This window comes from Pseudomonas sp. ACM7, from assembly GCF_004136015.1.
GTDB lineage: Bacteria > Pseudomonadota > Gammaproteobacteria > Pseudomonadales > Pseudomonadaceae > Aquipseudomonas > Aquipseudomonas frigoris.
This window is the reverse complement of the sequence record NZ_CP024866.1, coordinates 3378247-3390296: the sequence shown is the minus strand read 5'-3', so window position 1 is coordinate 3390296 and position 12050 is coordinate 3378247. Positions and strand designations below refer to the sequence as shown.

11 protein-coding genes, 4 tRNA genes and 1 rRNA gene are annotated in these 12050 nt (G+C 54.4%); all 16 read right to left on the bottom strand.

Going from position 1 to position 12050, the window contains the following annotated elements; translation table 11 throughout:
* Positions 1–56 precede the first annotated feature (56 nt).
* Entirely contained in the window at positions 57–4130 is a 4074-nt protein-coding gene (gene rpoB / locus CUN63_RS15935) for a DNA-directed RNA polymerase subunit beta (protein WP_129440756.1), read from the bottom strand.
* A gap of 220 nt (positions 4131–4350) precedes the next feature.
* Positions 4351–4716, bottom strand: a complete 366-nt coding sequence (rplL, locus tag CUN63_RS15930) for a 50S ribosomal protein L7/L12 (protein ID WP_008145490.1) — start codon at positions 4714–4716, stop codon at positions 4351–4353.
* A gap of 80 nt (positions 4717–4796) precedes the next feature.
* Complete coding sequence (rplJ, locus tag CUN63_RS15925) at positions 4797–5297, bottom strand: 50S ribosomal protein L10 (RefSeq protein ID WP_010467255.1); 501 nt, start codon at positions 5295–5297, stop codon at positions 4797–4799.
* A gap of 198 nt (positions 5298–5495) precedes the next feature.
* Positions 5496–6191, bottom strand: a complete 696-nt coding sequence (gene rplA / locus CUN63_RS15920) for a 50S ribosomal protein L1 (RefSeq protein WP_007896626.1) — start codon at positions 6189–6191, stop codon at positions 5496–5498.
* Positions 6191–6622 (bottom strand): 50S ribosomal protein L11, encoded by a 432-nt coding sequence (gene rplK / locus CUN63_RS15915; protein ID WP_003210097.1) that lies wholly within the window; start codon positions 6620–6622, stop codon positions 6191–6193. Before rplK ends, rplA begins: the two co-directional genes overlap by 1 nt.
* Positions 6623–6739: 117 nt before the next feature.
* Positions 6740–7273, bottom strand: coding sequence for a transcription termination/antitermination protein NusG (gene nusG, locus CUN63_RS15910; RefSeq protein WP_007896622.1), 534 nt, complete (start codon positions 7271–7273; stop codon positions 6740–6742).
* Between the two features lie 9 nt (positions 7274–7282).
* On the bottom strand, positions 7283–7651 hold the full coding sequence (secE, locus tag CUN63_RS15905) for a preprotein translocase subunit SecE (RefSeq protein ID WP_008145488.1): 369 nt from the start codon (positions 7649–7651) through the stop codon (positions 7283–7285).
* A 45-nt stretch (positions 7652–7696) separates the two neighbouring features.
* A tRNA-Trp gene (locus CUN63_RS15900) sits at positions 7697–7772 on the bottom strand.
* Positions 7773–7825: 53 nt separating this feature from the next.
* Complete coding sequence (tuf, locus tag CUN63_RS15895) at positions 7826–9019, bottom strand: elongation factor Tu (RefSeq protein WP_007896619.1); 1194 nt, start codon at positions 9017–9019, stop codon at positions 7826–7828.
* 84 nt (positions 9020–9103) lie between these two features.
* Positions 9104–9179: transfer RNA gene (locus CUN63_RS15890), tRNA-Thr, on the bottom strand.
* A gap of 26 nt (positions 9180–9205) precedes the next feature.
* Positions 9206–9279 (bottom strand) — tRNA-Gly (locus CUN63_RS15885).
* Between the two features lie 23 nt (positions 9280–9302).
* Positions 9303–9387, bottom strand: a tRNA-Tyr gene (locus tag CUN63_RS15880).
* Between the two features lie 142 nt (positions 9388–9529).
* Positions 9530–9970, bottom strand: coding sequence for a hypothetical protein (locus CUN63_RS15875; RefSeq protein WP_129440755.1), 441 nt, complete (start codon positions 9968–9970; stop codon positions 9530–9532).
* Between the two features lie 7 nt (positions 9971–9977).
* Positions 9978–10727, bottom strand: coding sequence for a pantothenate kinase (locus CUN63_RS15870; protein ID WP_129440753.1), 750 nt, complete (start codon positions 10725–10727; stop codon positions 9978–9980).
* Complete coding sequence (birA, locus tag CUN63_RS15865; protein ID WP_129440751.1) at positions 10717–11676, bottom strand: bifunctional biotin--[acetyl-CoA-carboxylase] ligase/biotin operon repressor BirA; 960 nt, start codon at positions 11674–11676, stop codon at positions 10717–10719. Before birA ends, CUN63_RS15870 begins: the two co-directional genes overlap by 11 nt.
* Positions 11677–11811: 135 nt before the next feature.
* Positions 11812–11927 (bottom strand): 5S ribosomal RNA (gene rrf / locus CUN63_RS15860).
* Positions 11928–12050: the final 123 nt, after the last annotated feature.

The window sequence follows — 12050 nt, the reverse complement described above, 5'->3', positions numbered from 1 at the left end:
CTCCTGGCGGAGCAGAGAGCGGGCAATCCTGCCCCGCTCTCGATTCGCGTCACGTGTTATTCGGTTTCCAGATCGATATCGATGCCGAGGGAACGAATTTCCTTGATCAACACGTTGAAGGACTCGGGCATGCCCGGCTCCATACGGTGATCGCCATCCACGATGTTTTTGTACATCTTGGTACGGCCGTTCACATCGTCCGACTTCACTGTGAGCATTTCTTGCAGAGTGTAAGCAGCACCGTATGCTTCCAGTGCCCAGACCTCCATCTCCCCGAAACGCTGACCACCGAACTGCGCCTTACCACCCAGCGGCTGCTGAGTAACCAGGCTGTACGAACCGGTAGAACGAGCGTGCATCTTGTCGTCTACCAAGTGGTTCAGCTTCAGCATGTACATGTAGCCAACAGTAACCGGGCGCTCGAACTTGTTGCCGGTACGGCCGTCGGTCAGCTGCATCTGGCCGCTTTCTGGCAGGTCCGCCAGTTTCAGCATGGCCTTGATTTCGCTTTCCTTGGCGCCGTCGAACACTGGAGTGGCCATTGGAACGCCGCCACGCAGGTTCTTCGCCAGATCCAGGATTTCCTGGTCGGAGAAGCTATCCAGATCTTCGTTACGACCGCCGATCTGGTTGTAGATCTCGTCCAGGAATTTACGAAGCTCAGCGACTTTGCGCTGTTCTTCGATCATCCGGTTGATCTTCTCGCCCAAGCCTTTAGCCGCGAGGCCCAGGTGGGTTTCAAGGATCTGACCAACGTTCATACGCGAAGGTACGCCCAACGGGTTGAGGACGACGTCGACCGGGGTGCCATTGGCATCGTGCGGCATGTCTTCAACCGGCATGATCACGGAGACCACACCTTTGTTACCGTGACGACCGGCCATCTTGTCGCCCGGCTGAATGCGGCGACGGATTGCCAGGTAAACCTTGACGATTTTCAGCACGCCTGGAGCCAGGTCATCGCCCTGCTGCAGCTTGCGCTTCTTGTCTTCGAACTTGTCGTCCAGCAGACGGCGGCGATCAACGATGTAGGCCTGAGCCTTCTCGAGCTGCTCGTTCAGAGCATCTTCAGCCATGCGCAGCTTGAACCACTGACCATGCTCAAGACCGTCGAGAACTTCGTCGGTGATTTCCTGACCTTTCTTCAGACCGGCGCCGCCTTCGGCTTTGCGGCCGACCAGAGCGGAACGCAGACGTTCGAAAGTTGCGCCTTCAACGATACGGAACTCTTCGTTCAGGTCCTTGCGGATCTCGTCGAGTTGAGTCTTCTCGATCGACAGTGCACGAGCATCACGCTCAACGCCGTCGCGGGTAAAGACCTGTACGTCGATGACGGTACCCTTGGTGCCGGTAGGCACGCGCAGGGAGGTGTCTTTAACATCGCTGGCTTTTTCACCGAAGATGGCACGCAGCAGTTTTTCTTCCGGAGTCAGTTGAGTCTCGCCTTTCGGAGTGACCTTACCAACCAGGATGTCGCCTGCGCCAACTTCAGCACCTACGTAAACGATACCGGCTTCGTCCAGCTTATTCAGTGCAGCTTCACCCACGTTCGGGATGTCTGCAGTGATTTCCTCTGGCCCAAGCTTGGTGTCACGTGCCACACAGGTCAGTTCCTGAATGTGGATCGTGGTAAAGCGGTCTTCTTGAACAACTCGTTCCGACAGGCAGATGGAGTCTTCGAAGTTGTAACCGTTCCAGGCCATGAACGCGATGCGCATGTTCTGACCCAGCGCCAGTTCACCCATGTCGGTGGACGGGCCGTCAGCCATGATGTCGCTACGCTGAACCCGATCACCTTTACGCACCAGCGGACGCTGGTTGATGCAGGTGTTCTGGTTGGAGCGGGTGTATTTGGTCAGGTTGTAGATGTCGACACCAGCTTCACCGGTTTCAACTTCATCATCAGCAACACGAACCACGATACGGCTGGCGTCGACGGAATCGATAACGCCACCACGACGAGCCACGACGCAAACGCCGGAGTCACGAGCTACGTTACGCTCCATGCCGGTACCGACCAACGGCTTGTCAGCGCGCAGGGTTGGTACAGCTTGACGCTGCATGTTCGAACCCATCAACGCACGGTTGGCGTCATCGTGCTCGAGGAACGGGATCAGCGACGCTGCAACCGAAACTACCTGCTTCGGAGAAACGTCCATCAAGGTGACGTCTTCCGGCGCCTTGACGGTGAACTCGTTCAAGTGACGAACAGCTACCAGCTCGTCGATCAGCATTTTCTTGTCGTTCATCGTGGCCGAAGCCTGAGCGATCACGTGATCAGCTTCTTCGATGGCGGACAGGAACACGATCTCGTCGGTGACCAGAGCGTCTTTCACCACACGATACGGGCTCTCGAGGAAGCCGTACTGGTTGGTGCGCGCATAAGCGGCCAGGGAGTTGATCAGACCGATGTTCGGACCTTCCGGCGTTTCAATCGGGCATACACGACCGTAGTGAGTCGGGTGTACGTCACGAACTTCAAAGCCAGCACGTTCACGAGTCAAACCGCCAGGGCCGAGTGCAGAAACACGACGCTTGTGGGTGATCTCGGACAGCGGGTTGTTCTGGTCCATGAACTGGGAAAGCTGACTGGAACCGAAGAACTCTTTCACCGCCGCAGCCACTGGCTTGGCGTTGATCAGGTCTTGCGGCATCAGGCCTTCGCTTTCAGCCATCGACAAACGCTCTTTGACCGCACGCTCAACACGTACCAGGCCAACGCGGAACTGGTTCTCGGCCATTTCGCCTACGCAGCGAACACGACGGTTACCCAGGTGGTCGATGTCATCGACGATGCCTTTACCGTTACGGATGTCGACCAGAGTCTTCAGCACCGCAACGATGTCTTCTTTGCACAACACGCCCGAACCTTCGATCTCGGTACGACCGATACGACGGTTGAACTTCATCCGGCCGACCGCAGACAGGTCATAGCGCTCAGGACTGAAGAACAGGTTGTTGAACAGAGTCTCGGCAGCGTCTTTGGTTGGCGGCTCGCCTGGACGCATCATGCGATAGATTTCGACCAGCGCTTCCAATTGGTTGCTGGTGGAGTCGATCTTCAGAGTGTCGGAGACGAACGGACCGCAGTCGATATCGTTGGTGTACAGAGTTTCGATGCGAACAACCTGGGACTTGGCGATTTTTGCCAGGATCTCGGTGTTCAGCTCGGTGTTGCACTCTGCCAGGATTTCGCCGGTTGCCGGATGCACGATGACCTTGGCGGTAGTGCGACCCAGGACGTAGTCCAGAGGCATGACCAGCTCTTTGATCCCGGCTTTTTCCAGCTGGTTAATGTGGCGAGCGGTAATACGACGACCCTGCTCGACAATAACCTTGCCCTTGTCATCGACGATATCGATAGCGGCAATTTCACCACGCAGGCGCTGAGGCACCAACTCCAGGCTGATGCTTTCGCCCTGCACATGGAATACGTTGGTGGTATAGAACGCGTCCAGCACTTCTTCAGTGGTATAGCCGAGCGCGCGCAGCAGTACCGATGCAGGCAGCTTGCGACGACGGTCGATACGCACGAATACGCAGTCTTTCGGGTCGAACTCGAAGTCCAACCACGAACCGCGGTAAGGAATGATACGCGCCGAGTACAACAGTTTGCCGGAGCTGTGCGTCTTGCCACGGTCGTGGTCGAAGAACACGCCCGGGGAACGGTGCAGTTGGGAAACGATTACACGCTCGGTACCGTTGATTACGAAGGTACCGTTCTCAGTCATCAGGGGGATTTCACCCATGTAGACTTCTTGCTCTTTGATGTCCTTGATCGCTTTGTTCGACGACTCTTTGTCGAAAATGATCAGGCGCACTTTTACCCGCAAAGGTACGGCATAAGTTACACCGCGCAATACGCATTCTTTGACATCAAATGCCGGTTCGCCCAGGCGATAACCGACGTACTCCAGCGCAGCATTGCCGGAGTAGCTGATGATCGGGAAAACGGATTTGAAGGCCGCATGCAGGCCCACGTCGCGGAACTGATCTTTAGTCGCTCCCGCTTGCAAGAATTCACGATACGAATCCAGCTGGATGGCCAGGAGGTACGGCACATCCATGACGTCCGGCAACTTGCTAAAGTCCTTGCGGATACGTTTTTTCTCAGTATATGAGTAAGCCATCAGCGTTCCCCAGCTTGGTCACCTGCTTGTTTGGCCCCTCCCGACGGGAGCAGCCAGAAAATCGTGCAAACCCCATGGTTTGCGCCACCGCATCGGGTGGTTACAGCTCGTTATCAGCACCGACCCAGTCGGCTGCCAATAACGGAAAAAGGCCGGTGGCAAGAGCCACCAGCCATCAGCCTTTCGCTTAACGCTCGGGCTGGAGACGCAAAGTCGATGCTTACTTCAGCTCGACTTTAGCGCCTGCTTCTTCCAGAGTGGCTTTTGCTTTGTCAGCTGCATCTTTCGAAACAGCTTCCAGAACAACGCCAGGAGCGCCGTCAACTACAGCCTTGGCTTCTTTCAGGCCCAGACCGGTCAGTTCACGTACTGCCTTGATCACGTTAACTTTCTTCTCGCCAGCTTCCAGCAGCATGACGTTGAATTCAGTTTGTTCTTCAACAACGGCAGCGACAGCAGCTGGACCAGCGGAAGCAGCGGCAGCGGAAACGCCGAACTTCTCTTCCATGGCCTTGATCAGCTCAACGATTTCCAGAACGGATTTTTCGCCGATTGCTTCGATGATTTGGTCGTTAGTCAGAGACATGACTATAAATTCCTGTATTGGGGTGACAGCCTACGCGGCCATCGAAATAAACAATAAACGCTGAAAGGAGTCGCTCAGCCTTAGGCTGCGGCAGCTTCTTTCTGGTCGCGAAGAGCCGCCAGAGTACGAGCCAATTTGCTGGTTGCGCCTTGAATCACGCTCATCAGCTGAGAAATTGCTTCGTCACGGGTCGGCAGGCTTGCCAGTACGTCGATCTGATTAGCTGCGAGGAACTTGCCCTCGAACGCAGCTGCCTTGATCTCGAACTTATCCTGACCTTTTGCGAACTCTTTGAAGATACGAGCAGCAGCGCCCGGATGTTCTTTGGAGAATGCAATCAAGGTCGGGCCGGTGAACACGTCGTTGAGCACGTCATATTGAGTGCCAGCAACGGCGCGCTTGAGCAGGGTGTTACGTACAACACGTACGTAAACGCCAGCTTCACGAGCCTCTTTACGGAGTCCGGTCATAGCGCCTACTGTTACGCCACGGGCATCAGCCACGACAGCGGACAGAGCAACTTGGGCAGCCTTGTTGACTTCAGCGACGATGGCCTTCTTGTCTTCAAGTTTAATTGCCACGGGAAAAACTCCTGCTTGTTACCGTTTCATCCAACCGAGGCCAGATGTCGTTTTGGTGTCTGATTCGGTAAGGAACCGGGAGCACCATCTGCGTAGGCTTGAGGTTTAAGACTTGCGTCGCCTACGGTCTTGGATAGCCCCCGCCAGGCAGGGACCCCAATCTTTCAATTGGCGCAATCGCTTGCGCCAACCTGTGTCTTACGCGTCGAGCGAGCCTTGGTCGATGACCAGACCTGGACCCATGGTGGTGCTCAGGGTAACGCGCTTGACGTAAATACCTTTCGAGGAAGCTGGCTTGATACGCTTCAGATCAGCGATCAGGGCTTCAACGTTTTCCTTCAGCTTGACGGCGTCGAAGCCAACCTTGCCAACGGAGGTGTGGATGATGCCGTTTTTGTCGGTGCGATAACGAACCTGACCAGCCTTGGCGTTCTTAACCGCGGTAGCTACGTCTGGCGTTACGGTGCCGACTTTAGGGTTAGGCATCAGGCCACGTGGGCCCAGGATCTGACCCAACTGACCAACAACGCGCATTGCATCCGGGGATGCGATAACTACGTCATAGTTCAGGTCGCCGCCTTTCATTTCGGCAGCCAGATCGTCCATACCTACACGGTCAGCGCCGGCAGCCAAAGCGGCCTCGGCAGCTGGACCCTGGGTGAACACAGCAACGCGAACGGTCTTGCCAGTGCCGTGTGGCAGCACAGTAGCGCTACGAACGACCTGGTCGGATTTACGCGGGTCAACACCCAAGTTTACAGCAACGTCAAACGACTCGCTGAACTTGACGGTCGACAGCTCAGCCAGCAGAGCAGCAGCGTCTACAAAGTTGTAGGACTTGCCTGCTTCGATTTTGCCGGCGATAGCCTTTTGACGTTTGGTCAACTTAGCCATTACACACCCTCCACGTTAAGGCCCATGCTACGAGCAGAACCGGCGATAGTACGCACGGCCGCGTCCATATCAGCTGCAGTCAGATCCGCGTTTTTGGTTTTCGCGATCTCTTCCAGCTGAGCACGGGTAACGGTGCCAACCTTAACGGTGTTCGGACGAGCGGAACCGCTAGTCAGACCAGCAGCTTTCTTCAGCAGAACCGAAGCAGGTGTGGATTTGGTTTCGAAAGTGAAGCTACGGTCGCTGTAGACAGTGATGATCACTGGAGTCGGCAGACCTGGCTCAATACCCTGAGTACGGGCGTTGAAAGCCTTGCAGAATTCCATGATGTTCACGCCGTGCTGACCCAGAGCAGGACCAACAGGTGGGCTTGGGTTAGCCTGAGCGGCCTTCACTTGCAGCTTGATGTAAGCGGTAATCTTCTTGGCCATGAGGCACTCCAATTACGGGTTCGAACGCCTCGAAAGGCTCCCCGGTTACTTGCGCGTTTATCCCAGTGACGACAAAACCCCACAGCCTAGGGCTGCGGGGTTGGGATGCTTGCTCAGCTAGACTTTTTCGACCTGGCTGAACTCTAGCTCTACCGGAGTAGAGCGACCGAAAATGAGCACTGCCACTTGGATCCGGCTCTTCTCGTAGTTAACTTCTTCGACCGTGCCAGTAAAGTCAGCAAACGGCCCATCATTGACACGCACCGACTCACCTGGCTCGAACAACGTCTTCGGCTTCGGCTTGTCGCTACCATCAGCAACGCGACGCAGAATCGCTTCTGCCTCTTTATCTGTGATAGGTGCAGGCTTATCAGCAGTACCGCCGATAAAACCCATCACCCGAGGAGTATCCTTGACCAAGTGCCAAGTACCCTCATTCATGTCCATCTGAACCAGCACATAACCTGGGAAGAACTTGCGCTCGCTTTTGCGTTTCTGGCCATTACGCATTTCAACCACTTCTTCAGTGGGAACCAGAATTTCGCCAAAGCCATCTTCCATGCCAGCCAGCTTTACGCGCTCTACCAACGAGCGCATGACATGCTTCTCGTAACCGGAGTAAGCATGCACAACGTACCAACGCTTAGCCACGGGACACCCTTAGCCGACAATCAAGGAAACAAGCCAGCCGAGCAGGGAATCAAGCCCCCACAACAGCAACGCCATAACCAGAACAACAGCCACAACAATCAACGTGGTCTGCGTGGTTTCTTGGCGAGTTGGCCATACGACTTTACGAATCTCGGTGCGAGCTTCCTTAACCAGTACAAAGAAAGACTTGCCCTTGACCGTCTGCAGGCCTACAAAGGCAGCTACAGCAGCAATGGCGAGCAAAGCAAGTACGCGGTACAGGATCGGCGAAGCAGAGTAATACTGATTGCCAACAACGCCAACAACCACCAAAGCAACTACTACTAGCCACTTGAGCAGATCGAAGCGAGAGCCTTGAGCTTCAGCTTTAGGAGTCATCTATGAAGATCCTGTGAAAAGAAAGCCAGACACACCAAGTGAATCTGGCAGGTCAGGAGGGAATCGAACCCCCAACCTACGGTTTTGGAGACCGTCGCTCTGCCAATTGAGCTACTGACCTAAAACAAAATCAGGCCGACCATTATGCCGGCCCGAAAAAGACATTACAACAATTTACTCGATAACCTTAGCAACGACACCAGCACCGACGGTACGACCGCCTTCACGAATGGCGAAACGCAGGCCATCTTCCATCGCGATGGTTTTGATCAGGGTGACAGTCATCTGAACGTTGTCACCAGGCATTACCATTTCAACGCCTTCTGGCAATTCGCAGTTACCGGTCACGTCCGTGGTACGGAAGTAGAACTGTGGACGGTAACCCTTGAAGAACGGAGTATGACGACCACCCTCTTCCTTGCTCAGAACGTAAACCTCTGCAGTGAACTTGGTATGCGGCTTGACAGTGCCCGGCTTGACCAGAACCTGGCCACGCTCAACATCATCTCGCTTGGTACCACGCAGCAATACGCCGCAGTTCTCGCCAGCACGACCTTCGTCGAGCAGCTTGCGGAACATCTCAACACCAGTGCAAGTAGTTTTGACTGTGTCACGAAGACCAACAATCTCAACCTCTTCCTGAATGCGGACAATGCCACGCTCAACACGACCAGTCACAACAGTACCGCGACCGGAGATCGAGAAAACATCCTCGATCGGCATCAGGAACGGCTTATCAATAGCCCGCTCAGGCTGCGGAATGTAGCTATCCAGAGTCTCGACCAACTTCTTGACGGCAGTAGTACCCATCTCGTTGTCATCTTGACCATTCAGCGCCATCAGCGCCGAACCAATGATGATCGGAGTGTCATCACCTGGGAAATCGTAAGTGCTCAGCAGGTCGCGCACCTCCATCTCAACCAGCTCCAGCAGCTCCGCATCATCAACCATGTCAGCCTTGTTCAGGAAGACAACGATGTACGGAACGCCAACCTGGCGGGACAGAAGGATGTGCTCACGGGTTTGCGGCATCGGACCATCAGCGGCCGAGCAAACCAGAATCGCGCCATCCATCTGGGCAGCACCGGTAATCATGTTTTTTACGTAGTCAGCGTGACCTGGACAGTCAACGTGCGCGTAGTGACGCACAGCCGAATCGTACTCAACGTGAGCGGTGTTGATGGTAATACCACGAGCTTTTTCTTCAGGGGCGCTATCGATCTTATCGAAGTCTACCTTTGCCGAACCGAAAACTTCGGAGCAGACGCGGGTCAAAGCAGCAGTCAGAGTAGTTTTACCGTGATCGACGTGACCAATGGTACCAACGTTGACGTGCGGCTTATTACGTTCGAACTTTTCCTTAGCCATCAAAATCACCCCTAGGAGAAGAATTGAGCAGGTCAAACAAGCCATTAAAACAAAGGCAGATATTTTCATATCTGCCTTGTTATATGGAGCTCTTGAGCGGATTTGAACCGCTGACCTCACCCTTACCAAGGGTGTGCTCTACCAACTGAGCTACAAGAGCGTAACACTATGCAGGATCTGCAAACTTGGAGCGGGTAGCGGGAATCGAACCCGCATCATCAGCTTGGAAGGCTGAGGTTCTACCACTAAACTATACCCGCGAGCTTGCAGCTCTCGCTAAAAATGGTGGAGGGGGAAGGATTCGAACCTTCGAAGTCGTAGACGTCAGATTTACAGTCTGATCCCTTTGGCCGCTCGGGAACCCCTCCTAAGCGAGCCGGCATTCTATATCATGCCAGCCTTCTGTCAAGCATTTTCTCATTAAAAACCTGAGGTTAGCTGCGTTGACATCACTTTGCGGTGTTAACCATTAAAGGTCTTCACTGCGAAGCGGGCGCCATTCTATGCAAACTATTCGGCGGGTGCAACCCCCTCGCACGGCATTATTTTATGTTTTAACTCATTGAATTCTCTAGAAAGGTTTTTCAGCTGCGAGTCATCCAGCCAACGCCGGCTTTCTGGTGCCACACGCACCCAGTAACCATCAGACTCAGCAGGGGGCCTCAGCAAGGACTCGAACTTGATTTCCATGCCACTCAATCGCCGCTCAACCGCCTGAGCCGCTTCCTGACGAGTAAAACCGCCAAGATAGAGGCATCCCTCGTCTGCCTGGGTAGGCTTTCCTTTGTCACGAGCCGCGTCAGTCGTTTCACTCAACAAGCGAATATCCTGCTGCGACCCCCTATACAAATTCAAAGGGGTTACATCCTTCGCACGCAGAGGAGCCTCTTGTTGGTGCCAGATGTAATAGAACACATTGAGAACAAGCAGCAGCAGAAACAACCAACGCATAAAAACCTCACGACAAGGGACACGCCATAGCCAAACCTACAAACACCAGATCAGGAACCACCCTGGCCTCAGGCACGATCTCGGAAACCAGGTCTGCATCTCCTCCAGTGAGGAACACAGCAAAATCATCCCCCCAATAGCTACGCGCCAACTCTAGCTGTGTCAGGACAAAGCCTCTCAGCATCAACGAGCACCCCCGCTCGACCGCCTCGACAGTTGTCCGACCAGGAACAAGACTTTCCAGAGCGCGCTCAGCTGCTAGATCGCCATAACGAATTCTACGGGTGTGGGTACGCAATTGGTTTCGCATCAGAGGCATTCCCGGACATATAAATCCTCCTAGGTGCTCTCCATCCCTAGAGATGAAGTCCGCAGTAACAGCCGTACCAAAATCAAGCACAAGGCACGCACCCGAAGCCAGTTGGAATCCCCCAAGCATCGCCAGCCAACGGTCGAGCCCTAACCGTTCGAACTCCTCATAACCATTACGAACCCCGGATATTTCGCGGGACGGCGCCGCACATACCACCGACACGCCAAAAGCTTCTGTCAGCAGAGAAATCAGTGCACTGGTTTCTTCGGCGGTCCTGACACTGACCAACCGACAAAACTTGAGAGCGAGACCCTTGAGCACTTTCAAGCTCTCCAACAAAGCGAGATCCGAATCAACGACGCCCTCGCCAACCACCCACCGAACATCCGCGTCGAGCACACGCCACTTGATAAAACTGTTTCCGCAGTCGAGCTCAAGAATCATCACGCAACCTCAGACTGAGCTCACCACCACTAAAGACTTTTTCCACACCACCCACCTTCAAGCGCAGAGCACCCTGACTATCAATACCCAGCACTTCGCCATCTATATGGTTAACACCTGCGATCAACGACACGGCCCGCCCCTGCCAGAGATGATTTTGCTCCCACTCTGCCTGGATAGCTGAAAATCCGTCGACTTGATGACGAGACAGATATGCCTTGAGCGTCGCACCCAACTGCCCGACCAAGTGATTTCGATCAAACACCTTGCCCGACTCTAGCCGCATGGACGTCCACTGCTGATCTACCTCATCGGTAATCTGCATGTTCACATTAATTCCCACACCCAGCACAACGTGACACACATCAGCAGGATCCCCCACCAGCTCGAGCAATATCCCGGCGATCTTCTTCTGACCAACCAGAACATCATTGGGCCACTTCAATCCAGCCCCCGAAATACCAAGCTCACGCAGGGCCTGCATGACGGCGAGCCCAACAACAAGGCTCAAGCCTTCCAGCTGACGCATTCCACCTTCAATACGCAGCACGAGGCTGTAATAGATGTTTTCCGCGAATGGACTCGCCCATTTACGTCCACGCCGCCCGCGCCCTGCAGTTTGCCGCTCGGCAAGCACCAGAAAGGGTGCCGCCTGCCCCCGCTCTATGGCGCGCAATGCCTCGGCATTAGTGGAGTCAATTGAATCGAAAACCAGGATGGGCCAATCACAAGAAGGCGCCTGCTCTCTTATCTCGACAGGATCAAGCAGCGTCAATGGCGCAGCCAGTTGATAGCCGCGACCCCGCACCTTGTGAATAGATAATCCCAGCTCAGCTTCTAAATGCTGAAGCTGCTTCCAAACGGCACTACGACTGACACCCAAGGCGACGCCCAAGGCCTGACCCGAATGGAATCGGCCATCTTTAAGAAGCTTTAACAATGTCAGCATGCAAGTCTCGCCTCACAATGAGGCCCGCATGATAGCCATGCCCCGCGCCATTGCATAGAAACCCTACAGGTCAGTTTTCCTGCGGACAAAACAAAACCCCTACCTGCATACGCAGATAGGGGTTTCGGAATTTAATCTTGACGATGACCTACTCTCACATGGGGAAACCCCACACTACCATCGGCGATGCATCGTTTCACTGCTGAGTTCGGGATGGGATCAGGTGGTTCCAATGCTCTATGGTCGTCAAGAAATTCGGTAGCCAGGTCGTGGGCCTTTTCAGGTTCACGCTCCAGCGAATGGGTATGCGATAGTTGGGTGTTTTGTGAGTATCTCGAACTTTCGGTTCGTTTCGTCTTCACACACCGCAATCT